At 37.1% G+C, this 16,457-nt stretch carries 14 protein-coding genes; 10 read left to right on the top strand and 4 right to left on the bottom strand.

From position 1 onward, the window contains the following. Positions 1 to 12 precede the first annotated feature (12 nt). The 10 genes from ilvD to trmFO all read left to right on the top strand — a co-directional run bounded on the left by ilvD (position 13) and on the right by trmFO (position 12,382). Complete coding sequence (gene ilvD, locus RSC39_RS05925; protein ID WP_063281676.1) at positions 13 to 1,725, top strand: dihydroxy-acid dehydratase; 1,713 nt, start codon at positions 13 to 15, stop codon at positions 1,723 to 1,725. Positions 1,726 to 1,739: 14 nt separating this feature from the next. Next, positions 1,740 to 3,464 carry an acetolactate synthase large subunit gene (locus RSC39_RS05920; protein WP_332535795.1) on the top strand — a complete coding sequence of 575 codons (1,725 nt, stop codon included), beginning with the start codon at positions 1,740 to 1,742 and terminating at the stop codon, positions 3,462 to 3,464. After that, positions 3,457 to 3,933 carry an acetolactate synthase small subunit gene (gene ilvN, locus RSC39_RS05915; protein ID WP_011835157.1) on the top strand — a complete coding sequence of 159 codons (477 nt, stop codon included), beginning with the start codon at positions 3,457 to 3,459 and terminating at the stop codon, positions 3,931 to 3,933. The genes RSC39_RS05920 and ilvN overlap by 8 nt, the downstream gene beginning before the upstream one ends. A 44-nt stretch (positions 3,934 to 3,977) precedes the next feature. Further along, on the top strand, positions 3,978 to 5,000 hold the full coding sequence (gene ilvC, locus RSC39_RS05910) for a ketol-acid reductoisomerase (protein WP_011835156.1): 1,023 nt from the start codon (positions 3,978 to 3,980) through the stop codon (positions 4,998 to 5,000). A 58-nt stretch (positions 5,001 to 5,058) separates the two neighbouring features. Further along, positions 5,059 to 6,309: a threonine ammonia-lyase IlvA gene (gene ilvA, locus RSC39_RS05905; RefSeq protein WP_332535793.1), complete on the top strand. Its 1,251-nt coding sequence runs from the start codon at positions 5,059 to 5,061 to the stop codon at positions 6,307 to 6,309. Between the two features lie 135 nt (positions 6,310 to 6,444). Continuing rightward, positions 6,445 to 7,155 carry an acetolactate decarboxylase gene (gene budA, locus RSC39_RS05900; protein ID WP_063281680.1) on the top strand — a complete coding sequence of 237 codons (711 nt, stop codon included), beginning with the start codon at positions 6,445 to 6,447 and terminating at the stop codon, positions 7,153 to 7,155. A 39-nt stretch (positions 7,156 to 7,194) separates the two neighbouring features. After that, entirely contained in the window at positions 7,195 to 7,575 is a 381-nt protein-coding gene (locus RSC39_RS05895) for a RidA family protein (protein WP_332535789.1), read from the top strand. Positions 7,576 to 7,722: 147 nt separating this feature from the next. After that, a complete protein-coding gene (gene dprA, locus RSC39_RS05890; protein WP_332535787.1) occupies positions 7,723 to 8,571 on the top strand; it encodes a DNA-processing protein DprA in 849 nt (282 codons plus the stop codon). Between the two features lie 265 nt (positions 8,572 to 8,836). Next, positions 8,837 to 10,963, top strand: coding sequence for a type I DNA topoisomerase (gene topA, locus RSC39_RS05885; RefSeq protein ID WP_015082465.1), 2,127 nt, complete (start codon positions 8,837 to 8,839; stop codon positions 10,961 to 10,963). 72 nt (positions 10,964 to 11,035) lie between these two features. Continuing rightward, positions 11,036 to 12,382, top strand: coding sequence for a methylenetetrahydrofolate--tRNA-(uracil(54)-C(5))-methyltransferase (FADH(2)-oxidizing) TrmFO (gene trmFO, locus RSC39_RS05880; protein WP_332535784.1), 1,347 nt, complete (start codon positions 11,036 to 11,038; stop codon positions 12,380 to 12,382). Positions 12,383 to 12,429: 47 nt separating this feature from the next. Here trmFO and xerS (RSC39_RS05875) read toward each other — a convergent pair whose 3' ends face one another. The 4 genes from xerS (RSC39_RS05875) to RSC39_RS05860 all read right to left on the bottom strand — a co-directional run bounded on the left by xerS (RSC39_RS05875) (position 12,430) and on the right by RSC39_RS05860 (position 16,359). Then, the gene (xerS, locus tag RSC39_RS05875) at positions 12,430 to 13,500 is read right to left on the bottom strand and encodes a tyrosine recombinase XerS (RefSeq protein WP_063281685.1); all 1,071 of its coding nucleotides are present in this window, start codon (positions 13,498 to 13,500) and stop codon (positions 12,430 to 12,432) included. Positions 13,501 to 13,981: 481 nt separating this feature from the next. After that, positions 13,982 to 14,269, bottom strand: coding sequence for a hypothetical protein (locus RSC39_RS05870; RefSeq protein ID WP_015426413.1), 288 nt, complete (start codon positions 14,267 to 14,269; stop codon positions 13,982 to 13,984). A gap of 83 nt (positions 14,270 to 14,352) precedes the next feature. Continuing rightward, positions 14,353 to 15,408 (bottom strand): tyrosine recombinase XerS, encoded by a 1,056-nt coding sequence (gene xerS / locus RSC39_RS05865; protein WP_332535781.1) that lies wholly within the window; start codon positions 15,406 to 15,408, stop codon positions 14,353 to 14,355. 747 nt (positions 15,409 to 16,155) lie between these two features. Further along, positions 16,156 to 16,359 (bottom strand): hypothetical protein, encoded by a 204-nt coding sequence (locus RSC39_RS05860; RefSeq protein WP_023189252.1) that lies wholly within the window; start codon positions 16,357 to 16,359, stop codon positions 16,156 to 16,158. Positions 16,360 to 16,457: the final 98 nt, after the last annotated feature.

The following is a 16,457-nucleotide window of genomic DNA, read 5'->3' as shown; positions in this document are numbered from 1 at the left end:
AAAAGATAACATATGGAATTCAAATATAACGGAAAAGTTGAATCAATAGAGCTCAATAAGTATTCAAAAACATTGACACAAGACCCAACACAGCCAGCGACCCAAGCCATGTACTATGGCATTGGTTTTAAAGATGAGGACTTCAAAAAAGCTCAGGTCGGAATCGTCAGCATGGATTGGGACGGAAATCCCTGTAACATGCACTTGGGGACACTTGGTAGTAAAATCAAAAATTCTGTCAATCAAACTGACGGACTGATTGGACTTCAATTTCACACCATTGGGGTTTCTGATGGGATTGCCAACGGAAAACTTGGCATGAGATATTCCTTGGTCAGTCGTGAAGTTATTGCTGACAGCATTGAAACCAACGCTGGTGCAGAATATTATGATGCCATCGTTGCCATTCCTGGTTGTGATAAAAATATGCCAGGGTCAATTATCGGAATGGCTCGCTTAAATCGTCCGTCAATTATGGTTTATGGTGGAACGATTGAACATGGCGAATACAAAGGCGAAAAGTTAAATATTGTTTCGGCTTTTGAAGCGCTTGGACAAAAAATCACTGGAAATATTTCCGAAGAAGATTATCACGGCGTCATTTGTAATGCCATTCCGGGACAGGGTGCTTGTGGGGGCATGTATACAGCAAATACATTGGCTTCGGCAATTGAAACTTTGGGAATGAGTTTGCCTTATTCATCTTCAAATCCGGCGGTCAGTCAAGAAAAAGAAGACGAATGTGATGAAATTGGTCTGGCAATCAAAAATTTGCTAGAAAAAGACATCAAGCCAAGCGATATCATGACCAAGGAAGCTTTTGAAAATGCCATAACGATCGTCATGGTTCTCGGTGGTTCAACCAATGCTGTACTTCATATCATTGCCATGGCTAATGCCATCGGTGTCGAAATTACGCAAGATGATTTTCAACGTATTTCCGATGTCACGCCTGTGCTTGGCGATTTCAAGCCAAGTGGTAAGTACATGATGGAAGATTTGCACAAAATTGGTGGCGTGCCTGCTGTTTTGAAATATTTGCTCAAAGAGGGCAAGCTTCACGGCGACTGTTTGACGGTTACTGGTAAAACTCTAGCTGAAAATGTTGAAACAGCATTAGATTTGGACTTTGACAGCCAAGACATTATGCGACCACTTGAAAATCCTATCAAAGCAACAGGTCATTTGCAAATTCTCTATGGCAATCTTGCTGAAGGTGGTTCTGTGGCAAAAATTTCTGGAAAAGAAGGCGAATTTTTCAAAGGAACAGCTCGTGTCTTTGATGGCGAACAACATTTTATTGACGGAATTGAGTCAGGTCGTTTGCACGCAGGAGATGTCGCTGTCATTCGTAATATCGGCCCAGTCGGAGGCCCAGGAATGCCAGAAATGTTAAAACCGACCTCAGCCTTGATTGGAGCAGGTCTTGGAAAATCTTGTGCTTTGATTACTGACGGACGTTTCTCTGGTGGCACACATGGCTTTGTGGTTGGCCACATTGTCCCCGAAGCGGTTGAGGGCGGCTTGATTGGCTTGGTCGAAGATGATGATATTATCGAGATTGATGCGGTCAATAACAGCATTAGTTTGAAAGTTGCTGACGATGAGATTGCTAGACGACGTGCCAATTATCAAAAACCTGCTCCTAAAGCAACGCGTGGGGTTCTTGCTAAATTTGCTAAACTCACGCGCCCTGCCAGTGAAGGCTGTGTGACTGATTTATAGAAAGAAAGGATTGCATGAACAAAATAAAGTTAGAAAAACCAACTTCTGGCTCTCAGCTCGTCCTTGAAACTCTAAAAAATCTTGGAGTAGAGATTATATTTGGCTATCCCGGTGGGGCTATGCTTCCTTTATATGATGCGATTCATGGTTTTGAAGGAATTCAACATATTTTAGCCCGTCATGAGCAAGGAGCAACGCATGAAGCCGAAGGTTACGCTAAATCTTCTGGAAAAGTTGGAGTGGTTGTGGTTACTTCTGGGCCGGGCGCAACTAATGCGGTGACCGGAATTGCTGATGCTTATCTTGATTCCGTTCCATTGTTAGTTTTTACTGGACAAGTCGGACGCCAATCCATTGGTAAGGATGCATTTCAAGAAGCTGATACTGTTGGCATTACCGCACCCATCACAAAATATAATTATCAAATCAGAGATACGGCCGATATCCCAAGAATCGTGACCGAAGCTTATTATTTAGCTCAGACGGGTCGTCCCGGACCGGTAGAAATTGATTTACCTAAGGATGTTTCAACACTTGAAGTCACTGAAATCAATGATCCAACTTTGAACTTGCCCCATTACAGTCCTACTGAAACTGCAAACAATCATCAATTGAACGAATTACTGACGAAACTTTCTGTCAGTAAACGTCCAGTCATTATTGCGGGTGGGGGCATTAATTATTCAGATTCTGTCAGTGAATTTCGTGAATTTGTTGAAAAATATCAAATCCCCGTGGTTTCAACTTTACTAGGTTTAGGAACTTTGCCGATTGATCACGAATTACAATTGGGTATGGCAGGAATGCATGGTTCTTATGCAGCCAATATGGCTCTGGTCAAAGCTGATTATATTATCAACTTTGGCTCCCGTTTTGATGACCGTGTTGTTTCCAATCCATTAAAATTCGCTGAGAATGCAGTCGTTGCTCATATTGATATTGACGCTTCCGAACTTGGAAAAATCGTAAAAACAGATATTCCCATTCATTCAGATTTGAAAGATGCACTGACGAAACTTCTGGATTTTCCTAAAGTTGATACAGATTTTACTGACTGGGTTCAATTGGTCACAGAAAACAAGAAAAAAGTACCATTTGCTTACGAAGCGCCACAAGATGAAATTCGTCCACAAGAAGCTATCGAATTAATTGGAAAATATACTGACGGAAATTCAATCATTGTTACTGACGTTGGACAGCACCAGATGTGGGCAGCGCAATATTATCCTTACAAAAACGCTCGTCAGCTGATTACGTCTGGCGGAATGGGAACGATGGGCTTTGGCATCCCAGCGGCAATTGGTGCCAAGCTTGCCAATCCTGATAAAAATGTCATCGTTTTTGTCGGAGATGGTGGTTTTCAAATGACCAATCAAGAACTGGCTTTACTTAATGGTTATGGCATTGCAATCAAAGTGGTGTTGATTAATAATCATTCGCTAGGAATGGTTCGTCAGTGGCAAGAATCTTTCTATGAGGAGCGCCGCTCACAATCCGTTTTTGATGCCGAACCCAATTTTCAATTATTGGCCGAGGCGTACGGAATCAAACACTTGAAGCTAGAAAATCCCAAGACTTTGGCTGAAGATTTGAAAATCATTACAAAAGATGAACCAATGCTTATCGAAATTGTCATTTCAAAATCTGAACATGTTTTGCCAATGATACCGGCAGGATTGCATAATGACGAGATGATTGGTCTGACTTTTACTGAGGATAGGGAGGTGGACAATGCGTAGAATGATTATTGCAAAGCTTCATAATGTCACAGGAATCATGAATCGTTTTACGGCTGTACTCAACCGTAGGCAGGTAAATATCATCTCAATTACCGCTGGTGTGACTGAAAGTCAGGATTTAACTCATACCACTTTTGTCATTGAAGTAGACTATCTTAATGAGGTGGAGCAAATTATCAAACAGTTAAATCGTTTAATAGATGTGATTGAGGTTGCTGATATCACTGACTTGCCTCATGTCGCTCGTGAAGTGGTTTTAATTAAAGTATCAGCTCCACCAACGATACGTGCAGAAATTTTTACAATGATTGAACCTTTTAGGGTAAATGTCGTTGATGTCAACCTGGAAAATGTCACCATTCAATTAACGGGTGATTCAGCAAAGATTGAAGCACTCATTGATGTGGTCAGTCCTTATGGCATTCTTAATATGGCTCGGACAGGCAGTGCAGGTTTTGAGCGGGGATAAATTTAAAAAAGTTAACAAATAAATAGAAAATAGAGGAAACAAAAATGGCAGTTACAATGTATTATGAAGAAGATGTAGAAGTAGCCGCACTCGCGGGTAAGAAAATCGCAGTGATTGGATATGGCTCACAAGGACACGCTCATGCACAAAACTTGCGTGATTCTGGTCATGATGTGATTATTGGCGTTCGTCAGGGGAAATCTTTTGATAAAGCAAAAGAAGATGGTTTTGAAACATTTGAAGTAGGAGAAGCAGTAGCTAAAGCTGACGTCATTATGGTTCTGGCACCTGATGAACTTCAACAATCTATTTATGAAGAGGACATCAAACCAAATTTGAAAGCAGGTTCAGCACTTGGTTTTGCTCACGGATTTAATATTCATTTTGGCTATATTGAAGTTCCAGAAGATGTTGATGTCTTCATGGTTGCGCCAAAAGCGCCGGGACATCTCGTTCGGCGGACTTTTACCGAAGGTTTCGGAACGCCAGCTTTGTTCGTTTCGCATCAAAATGCCACTGGTCATGCGCGTGAAATTGCCATGGACTGGGCCAAAGGAATTGGCTGTGCCCGTGTTGGAATTATTGAAACAACTTTCAAAGAAGAAACAGAAGAAGATTTGTTTGGCGAACAGGCCGTGCTTTGTGGCGGTTTGACAGCACTTGTTGAAGCTGGTTTTGAAACACTGACAGAAGCTGGATATGCTGGCGAATTGGCTTACTTTGAAGTGCTGCATGAAATGAAATTGATTGTTGACCTTATGTACGAAGGTGGGTTCACTAAAATGCGTCAGTCAATCTCAAACACTGCCGAATTTGGCGATTATGTGACTGGACCACGCATTATTACTGACGAAGTTAAAAAGAATATGAAACTCGTGTTGGCTGACATTCAATCAGGAAAATTTGCGCAAGATTTCGTTGATGATTTCAAAGCTGGACGTCCAAAATTAACTGCTTATCGTGAAGCAGCTAAAAATCTGGAAATTGAAAAAATCGGTGCAGAACTACGTAAAGCAATGCCATTTACACAATCTGGTGATGACGACGCTTTTAAAATTTATCAATAATTTATCTTTTTAACATAATAAAGAAAACATAAAACTACTTTATGGAGGAATAAGATAAATGATAAATGCCAAAGAGGTCGAAGAAGCCTATGATTTGTTAAAGCCAGTTGTCACCAAAACCCCTTTACAACTAGACCCTTATCTTTCCAACAAATATCAAGCAAATATTTATTTAAAAGAAGAAAACTTACAGAAAGTTCGTTCTTTTAAATTACGAGGCGCCTATTATTCTATCAGTAAATTAAGTGCTGACCAGCGCTCTAAAGGTGTGGTTTGTGCCTCTGCGGGTAATCATGCACAAGGGGTAGCCTTTGCAGCCAATCAATTGAATATTTCTGCCACAATTTTTATGCCTGTCACCACCCCTAATCAAAAAGTTTCACAAGTTAAGTTTTTTGGTGGTCATCATGTCATGATTCGGCTGATTGGCGACACTTTTGATGAGTCAGCAAAAGCAGCCAAAGAATTTTCGAAAGATAACGGAAAACCATTCATAGATCCTTTTGATGATGAAAAGGTAATCGCTGGACAAGGGACAGTAGCTTTGGAAATATTTGCTCAAGGTCAAAAACTTGGGGTTAACTTTGATAAAATACTCGTCCAGATTGGCGGAGGGGGCTTAATTGCCGGAATCACTGCCTACAGTCACGAACGCTATCCTGACACTGAAATCGTGGGAGTTGAAGCAAAAGGTGCACCGAGTATGAGAGCAGCTTACTTGGCGGGTCATCCAGTCACTTTAGAACATATTGATAAATTTGCTGACGGAATTGCTGTGGCAACCGTTGGCCAAAAAACTTATCAAATCATTAATGACAAAGTCAAGCAATTAATTGCTGTTGACGAAGGATTGATTTCACAGACCATTTTGGATTTATATTCTAAGTTAGGAATTGTCGCAGAGCCCGCTGGTGCAACCTCTGTTGCCGCACTTGAACTCGTCAAAGATGAGATAAAAGGCAAAAATATCGTCTGTATTATTAGTGGTGGAAATAACGACATCAGTCGAATGCAAGAAATTGAAGAAAAAGCTTTAGTTTATGAGGGCTTAAAACATTATTTCGTCATTAATTTTCCTCAAAGACCGGGAGCGCTTCGGACTTTTGTCAGTAATATTTTAGGACCTAACGATGACATTACAAGATTTGAATATATAAAAAGGGTGGACAAAGGTAAAGGGCCTTGTCTTGTTGGTATTTTACTCGAAAATCCCAGAGACTACGACGCTTTGATTGAGCGAATTGAACAATTTGATAGCCGTTATGTAAATTTACATGGAAATGAAAGTTTATATGAGTTATTAGTTTAAGATATAGTTCACATGAAATTGCTTTTACTTTCCCATTAATATTTTCTAGTCTGCGTTTCTTTTAAATCACTAGAAATTTGATATAATTTAATTAATAAATTATTTAAATTTAATGAGATAGAAAAGAGAAATATCATGTCAGAAATCACACAACTTTTTCAATATAATACCCTTGGGGCATTAATGGCCGGACTTTATGAGGGGACAATGACGATTGGTGAGCTCTTGAAACATGGTGACTTAGGAATTGGAACTTTAGATTCAATTGATGGCGAATTGATTGTTTTAGATGGTAAAGCTTATCAAGCTAAGGGAGATAAAACGATCGTCGAATTAACTGACGATATCAAAGTTCCTTACGCTGCAGTTGTTCCTCATCAGGCAGAAGTTGTTTTCAAACAAAAATTTACAGTAAGCGATAAAGAATTAGAAGACCGAATTGAAAGCTATTTTGATGGTCAAAACTTATTCCGCTCAATCAAAATTACTGGTGAATTTCCAAAAATGCATGTACGAATGATTCCGCGTGCTAAATCAGGAACAAAATTTGTAGAAGTTTCACAAAACCAACCAGAATATACCGAAGAAAATGTCAAAGGAACAATTGTTGGAATTTGGACTCCTGAAATGTTCCATGGTGTCAGCGTTGCTGGTTATCATCTTCATTTTATTAGTGAAGATTTCACTTTTGGTGGACATGTTCTTGATTTTATTATTGATAATGGGACTGTTGAAATTGGAGCAATTGACCAATTGAATCAATCATTCCCTGTTCAAGATCGCAAATTTTTATTTGCCGACCTTGACATTGAGGCTTTGAAAAAAGATATTGACGTAGCTGAATGATAATTGCTTAAATTTCTTTAGCTACAAAGGAGAAATTTAATGAACATTATTGCAACACCCAATGCTCCCGCAGCGATTGGCCCTTACGTTCAAGGGAAAATAGTAAATGGCTTACTTTATGCCTCTGGACAAATTCCTTTGAATCCTCTTGATGGAGAAATCGTCGGTGATACAATCGAACTTCAAACTGAACAAGTGATGAAAAATATTGCCGCAATTTTGAAAGCGGCTCACTCAGATTTTGATTCCGTTATTAAAACAACTTGTTTTTTAAAGAACATCGAAGATTTTTCCAAGTTTAACGCGATATATTCAAAATTCTTTGATAAAAGCTTTCCAGCTCGCTCCGCTGTAGGAGTTGCTGGATTGCCCAAAGAAGTTCTCATTGAAATCGAATTTATTGCTGAGATTAAGTCCTAAAGCAATAGCATATTAACTATAAAAATTACTGACAAAAAAGCTGTCAGTAATTTTTTTTAGTTACAATTAAATACTTTTATCGTATAGAAAGATATAAGCAAATTTAAAAGCGACTGACTCATCCTGTCAGTAATATTGGAGGTAGATATGATTACAAATTTTGATTTATTTCGTTGGAAAAAAGCAGGAATGACCAATCTTGGTGTAAATAAGCTCTTAAAATTTTTCCGAAAATATGATAGAAAAATAAGCTTACGACAAATGGGACAAGTGGCTCAAGTCAAATCAATCCCTAACTTTATCGAACAATATAAAAATCAAGATGTAAAAAAACTAAGAGCAGACTATAAAAAATTCTCCTCCTTTTCTATTCTTGATGACCTTTATCCCGAGCGCCTAAGAGAAATCTATAATCCACCTGTCTTAATTTTTTATCAGGGAAATATTGATTTATTAAAAAATCCTAAACTTGCCTTTGTTGGAAGCCGCCTAGCAGGTCCATCAGGAATAAAAGCTGTCCAAAAAATTGTGACAGAATTGAATCAATCCTTTACAATTGTAAGCGGACTTGCTAAGGGGATTGACACAGCCAGCCATCTGTCAGCAATTAAAACTAAAACACCAACAATTGCTGTTATTGGTACAGGATTGGATATTTTCTATCCATTAGAAAATCGTAAAATACAGGAATATCTTGCAAAATATCAATTAGTTTTAAGTGAATATTCATTAGGCGAAAAACCACTTAAATACCACTTCCCAGAGCGCAATCGAATTATTGCTGGTCTTTCACGGGGAGTTGTTGTCGTGGAAGCAAAATTAAGAAGTGGCAGTTTAATCACCTGTGAAAGGGCACTGGAAGAAGGAAGAGATATCTTTGCCATCCCTGGAAATATTGCAGATGGAACATCCGATGGCTGTAATCATCTTATTCAACAAGGAGCAAAACTTGTCTATCAAGCTCAAGATATTTTAGAAGAATATTTGTACAATTAAAAAATAGCTATAAGCCCTTAAATATAAAGCTCTTAGCGGTGTTTTATTATCTCAATTAATAACAAGTTTTACTATAAGAAAACTAAATAGCTTGACATATTGAAGAAAAGCATTTATTATGGGAGAGTGAATTTAATGTAGGAAGTCAGTAATTTAGACCAAACATTAGTTCAATTTCCACTTTCTAATCACTAAATCCTCTATGAACTGTATAACATTTTATAGATAGTGGATATTTAAAAATAGATAAATAGGAATATTAATTATGCCAACTTCAACTAAAACTAAAACTAGTACAAAGAAAAAAACAACACGAAAGAAAGTGACTCCTGGGAAAAATCTCGTAATTGTCGAATCCCCTGCTAAGGCCAAAACAATTGAAAAATATCTTGGACGAAACTATAAAGTTGTTGCTTCTGTCGGTCATATTCGTGATTTAAAAAAATCAACGATGTCTGTTGATATCGAGAATGATTATGAACCACAATATATCAATATTCGAGGTAAGGCACCTCTAATCAACTCACTCAAAAAAGAAGCCAAAGCTGCCAAAGCTGTCTATCTCGCGAGTGACCCGGACCGTGAAGGAGAAGCAATTTCATGGCACTTAGCTCACATCTTGAATCTTCCACTCGAAGAAAAAAACCGTGTGGTCTTCAACGAAATTACTAAAGACGCCGTGAAAAACGCCTTTAAGGAACCACGTCAAATTGATGTAGATTTAGTTGATGCCCAACAAGCACGTCGCGTTCTTGACCGACTAGTTGGATATTCAATCAGTCCAATTCTTTGGAAAAAGGTCAAAAAAGGACTTTCTGCAGGTCGAGTTCAATCGATTGCTTTAAAATTAATCGTTGACCGCGAAAATGAAATTAATGCCTTTATCCCAGAAGAATACTGGTCAATTGATGGGGAATTCAAAAAAGGAACCAAGAAATTTAAAGCTTCATTTTGGGGAATTGATGGAAAAAAACATCCATTAAAAAATAATGAAGATGTTATTAAAGTGATGGAGCGTTTAGACGGTCCTGATTTCAATGTCGATAAAGTTGAAAAGAAAGAACGTCGTAGAAATTCACCACTCCCTTATACAACAAGTTCAATGCAACAAGATGCAGCAAATAAGCTTAACTTTCGTACCCGTAAAACAATGATGGTTGCCCAACAGCTTTATGAAGGATTGACACTCGGAAGTCAAGGACATCAAGGTCTGATTACCTATATGCGTACCGACTCAACACGTATTTCGCCAGTCGCACAAAGTGCAGCTCATAGCTATATTGCGGAACAATTTGGCGAAAAGTACAGCAAGCACGGTTCAAAAGTTAAGAATGCCTCTGGTGCTCAAGATGCCCACGAAGCCATTCGACCTTCAAATGTCTTTAATACACCTGAGTCCATTGCTAAATATTTGGACAAAGACCAATTAAAACTCTATACACTTATTTGGAATCGTTTTGTTGCTAGCCAAATGGTTGCAGCCATTTTTGATACTGTGAAAGTGAACCTTTCACAAAATGGTGTCATTTTTATCGCCAATGGTTCACAGGTCAAATTCGACGGTTATCTTAGAATCTACAACGACTCCGATAAATCAAATATGCTTCCAGAAATGGAAGAAAACGAGACAGTGAAAAAAGCAAATGTTAAACCAGAACAACACTTCACACAACCACCGGCTCGATATTCTGAAGCAACACTCATTAAAACATTAGAAGAAAACGGTGTAGGCCGTCCCTCAACCTATGCTCCAACCTTAGAAACAATTCAAAAACGCTATTATGTAAGATTATCAGCAAAACGATTTGAACCTACGGAACTTGGAGAAATCGTTAACAAGTTGATTGTTGAATTTTTCCCTAACATTGTTAATACCGAATTCACTGCCGAAATGGAAAAAGATCTTGATCAGGTTGAAGAAGGAAAACGCCAATGGATTGAGGTTGTTGACCAATTCTACAAACCTTTTGCTAAAGAACTTGAAAATGCTGAAGAAGGTATGGAGAAGATTCAAATCAAGGATGAACCCGCTGGTTTTGATTGTGATGTGTGTGGAAGTCCAATGGTCATTAAATTAGGACGTTTTGGTAAGTTTTATGCTTGTAGTAACTTCCCAGATTGCCGAAATACCAAGGCTATCGTGAAAGAAATAGGCGTAAAATGTCCACTTTGTCATGAAGGAAACATCATTGAACGTAAAACTAAGAAAAATAGAATTTTCTATGGTTGTGACCGCTATCCAGAATGTGAATTTACAAGCTGGGACAAACCAATTGGACGTGATTGTCCTAAATCTGGTCATTTTCTCGTTGAAAAGAAAGTCCGTGGTGGTGGTAAACAAGTCGTGTGTTCAAATGACGAGTGTGACTATCAAGAAGAAAAACAAAAATAAAAGGCGCAATAGCGCTTTTTTTATTATATTAATCAATGGTAAAATTCAATAAAATTAGATATAATTGAGACTATGAGAAAAACACATATTAATGTTATCGGAGCAGGCCTTGCCGGTTCTGAAGCCGCTTATCAAATTGCTAAACGCGGTATCCGAGTAAAACTTTACGAAATGCGTGGTCTTAAACAGACCCCTCAACATAAAACAGACAAATTTGCTGAACTTGTTTGTTCAAATTCTCTTCGTGGGGCTGCAATAACCAACGCGGTTGGGCTTCTCAAAGAAGAAATGAGAAGACTCGACTCAGTAATTATTAAAGCTGCTGAATACACTCAAGTTCCTGCTGGTGGAGCTCTAGCCGTGGACAGGGAAGGTTTTTCTGATTTTGTTACTAGAGAAGTATCTAATCACCCATTAGTTGAGGTTATTCGTGAAGAAATCACTGAAATTCCTCAAGATGAATTGACGATTATTGCAACCGGTCCCTTAACTTCTGACAGCTTAGCAAATAAAATCCGTGAATTTAATGGCGCTGATGGTTTTTACTTTTATGATGCGGCAGCTCCAATCATTGATGCTAATTCGATAAACTTTGATAAAGTTTATAAAAAATCACGTTATGACAAAGGTGAAGCCGATTATATTAACTGTCCAATGACTAAAGAAGAATTTCAAGCTTTCCAAGAAGCCTTGATTTCTGCAGAAGAAGCTCCTCTCAATTCTTTTGAGGATTTAAAAGTCTTTGAAGGATGTATGCCCATTGAAGAAATGGCTAAACGTGGCTACAAAACAATGCTGTTTGGTCCCATGAAGCCTGTTGGACTGGAATATCCAGATGAATACAAAGGTCCTAGAGATGGCGAATTTAGAACACCTTATGCAGTGGTTCAACTTCGCCAAGATAATGCCTCCGCCTCTTTATATAATATTGTCGGATTTCAAACTCACTTAAAGTGGGGAGAACAAAAACGAGTTTTCCAAATGATTCCAGGACTCGAAAACGCTGAATTCGTTCGCTACGGTGTCATGCATCGAAATTCTTATATGGATTCCCCTAATCTTCTTAAACAAACATTTCAATCACGTAAACAAGAAAATCTCTTTTTTGCTGGGCAAATGACAGGAGTAGAAGGATATGTTGAATCGTCTGCCTCTGGCTTAGTTGCTGGGATCAATGCGGCTAAACTTTTTAATGATGAAGAAGTGGTGATTTTCCCTAAAACAACTGCTATCGGAAGCCTCCCTTACTATATCACCCATACTGATAGCAAACATTTCCAACCGATGAATGTCACTTTTGGAATTGTTGAGGAGTTAGATGGTCCACGGATTCGTGATAAGAAAGAACGTTATACAAAAGTTGCTGAACGTTCGTTAAATACTTTAACAGATATCATCTCAAAAGAAAAGTTAGCATAGTATATAAAAAAACACTTGAAGCTTATCAAGCGTTTTTTTATACTATTTTAAAGACTATCTAAGGCATTTTTTTGTTCCTCATTAATGATATGCGTATAGAGGTCGGTTACTTGAGTTGAAGCATGGCCTAGCTGATTACTCACCAACACCTGCGAATTTGTCTGAGCGTAAAGCCGAGTTGCAAGAGTGTGTCTTAGTTTGTGAGGTGTCACCCTAACTTTAAAAGCTTGTGAATATTTAGCAACTAACTTTTCAACACTAGACGGATCGATTCGACTGGCTATATCGCGATAAAGAGTAACAAAAAATGCAGTATCTTTGGCAGTTGTTTTATAACGCTGACTACGCACCTCTAAATATCGCTCAAAATAAGTTTTGGCAAAAGGGGCAAAAGGAACAGCATCCCTTTTACCTCCCTTACGAGTAACTTCAACCATCATAGTGTTAAGATTTAAATCTCTTAAATCAATATTAACTGCCTCAGATAAACGAATACCAGAAGCTAAAATCAGGGCAATAATCGCTAAATCCCGTTCTTTATTTTTGAAAAAACTAGAGCGGGCTCGATTTGATAAGGTTTTCTCATATTCACTATCAATATAATCAAGGAAACCTTGAGTTTCGTCTCCTAAAAATAATTTTCCTTTGATATTTTCAGCACGCGAAGCCAAAGTTTCAGATTTTTTCTTTGTTTGTACTTTTTTCATAACATTACGATAGAAGTAAGGCTCTCCATCTTCATTTTCAACCTCTTCAGTAAGGTATTTATAAAGACTAGAAAGAGCTGATAAAGTACGATTAATCGTTGTTTGGCTGACCCCATAGCGTGTAGAATGGGTATTTAACCGTGGCCTTTCCCTAAGATAAAGGATAAATGATTCCAAATCTCGTTTAGTTAGGTTTTCCAGAATAGAGAGTGAAACGTCAGTTATTTTATCAACATCAGCAACCCCCGAGTCCACTAACCAGCTAAAAAAGCGTTCATATTCTTTTAAATATTCATAAAGTGTATTTAAACTATAAGGAATAGTAAGTTTAGATTGATAATATTCAAGAACATAAGGAGGCATAACATGCTTTAGTTTTTCAATATTTTGTATTAATTGTTCACGTTTCATAGATTAAGTATACCAGAAGAGATACACAATTGTCAAGAAAATTACAGTTTTTCGGAAAGATGTTACTTAAAACATATAGGAGTTCTGTGTCACACCTTTTCAAAAGGTTTCGTAAACCTTGCTATTATAAGGTTTTTGTAACACATTGCTCTCCTGCTTTTTGTTTTAATTATCTTTCAAAAAATTTTTTCAGAAGTTTTTTCTTTTTTCTTACTAAAATAAAATAATAGATATTATTATAAATCAAATCACTCACAAAAAAGAGAGATTCCGATTAAGAATCTCCCTTTTACATCATTTGACTTGACTTTTTATGCATATTTATTTATAATATCATTAAGTAAGTCGATTGAACGGAATGTGTTCTTAATCGGCAGGTCTGATAAAGTTGACGCTTAATCAGGCCTTTTTTAGTTGCCTTAATTATAGCATAAACTATTCTTGCGTGCAAGGATTTTTTTGTTATGCTCTGTTATGCTGATTAATCAGCTTTTGGAGGGTATTTGACTTCCATTGTTTTTCTGTCAAAGAATGCTAAAACTTCCTGTTTAACTTCAAATTTGTGCCAGGTATCTCCATTTTTCCAATACAAAAATCCATCCTTTGAGGTCACTACGGCAACAATCTTAACCCTCTGTGGCCCACTTTTGGTTTCAACAGCCGCCTCGTCGCCTTTACGTAGTCTAATCGGTTGTAGGTGGTCTGGTACCTTCCAATAGCGTTTATGTTTGTCAGTTCCGTTAATATGGACGGCTTGAATGATTTTCATGGTTACTCCCCTGTCATTTAATTACGTTAATCTGATTATATCAAAAATTACACGTTAAATAAATTTTAGATAGTTTGTGAATTTCATAACTTTCTCAACGCATCTTTAGCTTCAGCACTGACAATATGGGTATATAACTCAGTTGGTTTGGTTGAAGAATGTCCTAATTGGTTGCTGACAAGGACTTGAGAGTGACTGACATTATAGAGTCTTGTTGCGAATGTATGCCTTAGAGTATGAGGTGTCACTCGAACTTTATAGGCTTCTGAATACTTCGCTACTAGCTTATTTATCGAAGCATTCGAGATTTTTCTAATTTGTTGGTTATAATCAGTAATAAAAAGTGCTTGTATTTCAGTTTCTATGCTACTTCTTGCCTCAAAATAATCTGTTATATATTTGTGTGAAAAGTGGGCAATTGGCACTACATCTTTCTTGCCTTCTTTTCGCATCACTCTTACTTTACCAGTTTCAAGGTTTAAATCATTGAGATTGATTCCTACAAGTTCCGCACAACGTAATCCAGAAGATAAAAAGAGGCTTAGTATGGCTAAATCTCTTTTTTTATTTTTTTTGAAACTTGTTTTCGCTCGATTACTGATAGACTTTTCATACTCATGTTCAACAAACTCTAAAAATGCTTTAGTTTCGTCTCCTAGGAATAGTTTACCTTCCAGCTGTGCTGCACGATAATGCAGAGTTTCGCTCTTTTTTCGGATATGAATTAAACGACTAACATTTCGTATCATGTATGTATTTCCGTCTTCATCCTCAGTTTGTTCACAAAGATAATTATATAAACTCTTAATCGCTGCAATGGTTCGATTTAATGCTGATGTATGTGTATTAGAACCACATTTTGATTCTAAACGGAGTCGTTCGTGAAGTACAAAAGCTTCTAGCTCACGTTTCGTTACGTTTTCCATTTCTTTCAAAGTGATTTCTTTGATGTTAGCATGGCTCGTTATGTTATTTTCATTCATCCATTTCAAGTATTTTCTAAATTCCAAGCAGTAAGAGTAAATAGAGGCAATACTCAGTGGTACAGTGTCCTTAGACTGGATAAACTCATTGACGTAGTAGGGAAACTCAAGCATGAGTTTATTTACATTATAACGATAACCATGATTTTCTGACATCTCTTTTTATTGTTCCTCAACATTTTCTATTCAAATTAGAATATATTGTAGTTAAATATTAAAGTATTGTCAATTTTTGTATAAACTCAAAACTTAATACTTTGCGGTCTGTTTTTTCCTGACCGCTTTTAATTTTGGACTTTTTTAATAATTTTATTCATCCTCATCTTTTCAAATATTTTTTTGTAAAAGATATTTTATTTGTTAGTATTTTTAGTTTGTTAATAGTGGGTAATTTGTAGTGGCTGATTTAACGGAATCTGGTAAATCCGTAATCCGATAAATCCGGTTTCTGGAATATCCGTAATACGGAAAAGGCGTTCTACGGTTACCGAAATACGGATTTTCAGTATTACGGTTATTTCATCCGAAAAACGGGTTTCCAGTATTTCGGTATTTTAGTCTCAGAAAGATGCTTCAGCATCGTATAATATGAACTTTTTGAAATGATATATTTCTTTCCGAAAAAGTTAGCTTTTTCTTACTGCATTAGTATCATTTATAGATACAATATTAAGATTGATAACCGAACTAATACCGAACTAATACCGACCCTAATACTGACCTCAATACCGACCTTAATACTGACCCTAATACTGACCCTAATACTGACCCTAATACCGACCCTAATACCGACCCTAATACTGACCCTAATACTGACCCTAATACTGACCCTAATACTGACCCTAATACTGACCCTAATACTGACCCTAATAAATTAAAAAAACACCAAAACATGGTGTTTTTTTAATTTATTTTTTCAATATTTCTAACAACAAATGATTTTTTCTCATCATCAGTTGTTACAAAACCAGAATTATTAGCTACATATTGAACAGCTGATTTCATATTAATGAACTCTTTAATAATATATTCTCCACTTTTTTCACCCGTGTAATTATTGATAGAATTCTCTTCAGCCGAAGAAAGAGATGTGAATTTAAATTTCATAATACTCCTTATACGGATTCTTTTGTAAAATAGATTTTTTTAAATTTCAAAGCCACATTAACTAAAGCAATCATAACAGGAACTTCCACTAACGGACC

This window comes from Lactococcus sp. (assembly GCF_036648155.1).
In the GTDB taxonomy this organism is placed as follows: Bacteria; Bacillota; Bacilli; order Lactobacillales; family Streptococcaceae; genus Lactococcus; species Lactococcus cremoris.
The sequence above is the reverse complement of the archived record's forward strand: the minus strand, read 5'-3'. Positions and strand labels throughout refer to the sequence as shown.

What these genes read in the sequence shown, in the direction of transcription:
- xerS (WP_332535781.1), bottom strand. Translation starts at nt 15,408, where the DNA reads ATGTCAGAAAATCATGGTTATCGTTATAATGTAAATAAACTCATGCTT.
- RSC39_RS05920 (WP_332535795.1), top strand. Translation starts at nt 1,740, where the DNA reads ATGAACAAAATAAAGTTAGAAAAACCAACTTCTGGCTCTCAGCTCGTC.
- xerS (WP_063281685.1), bottom strand. Translation starts at nt 13,500, where the DNA reads ATGAAACGTGAACAATTAATACAAAATATTGAAAAACTAAAGCATGTT.
- ilvD (WP_063281676.1), top strand. Translation starts at nt 13, where the DNA reads ATGGAATTCAAATATAACGGAAAAGTTGAATCAATAGAGCTCAATAAG.
- topA (WP_015082465.1), top strand. Translation starts at nt 8,837, where the DNA reads ATGCCAACTTCAACTAAAACTAAAACTAGTACAAAGAAAAAAACAACA.
- ilvN (WP_011835157.1), top strand. Translation starts at nt 3,457, where the DNA reads ATGCGTAGAATGATTATTGCAAAGCTTCATAATGTCACAGGAATCATG.
- RSC39_RS05870 (WP_015426413.1), bottom strand. Translation starts at nt 14,269, where the DNA reads ATGAAAATCATTCAAGCCGTCCATATTAACGGAACTGACAAACATAAA.
- budA (WP_063281680.1), top strand. Translation starts at nt 6,445, where the DNA reads ATGTCAGAAATCACACAACTTTTTCAATATAATACCCTTGGGGCATTA.
- RSC39_RS05860 (WP_023189252.1), bottom strand. Translation starts at nt 16,359, where the DNA reads ATGAAATTTAAATTCACATCTCTTTCTTCGGCTGAAGAGAATTCTATC.
- dprA (WP_332535787.1), top strand. Translation starts at nt 7,723, where the DNA reads ATGATTACAAATTTTGATTTATTTCGTTGGAAAAAAGCAGGAATGACC.
- trmFO (WP_332535784.1), top strand. Translation starts at nt 11,036, where the DNA reads ATGAGAAAAACACATATTAATGTTATCGGAGCAGGCCTTGCCGGTTCT.
- ilvA (WP_332535793.1), top strand. Translation starts at nt 5,059, where the DNA reads ATGATAAATGCCAAAGAGGTCGAAGAAGCCTATGATTTGTTAAAGCCA.
- RSC39_RS05895 (WP_332535789.1), top strand. Translation starts at nt 7,195, where the DNA reads ATGAACATTATTGCAACACCCAATGCTCCCGCAGCGATTGGCCCTTAC.
- ilvC (WP_011835156.1), top strand. Translation starts at nt 3,978, where the DNA reads ATGGCAGTTACAATGTATTATGAAGAAGATGTAGAAGTAGCCGCACTC.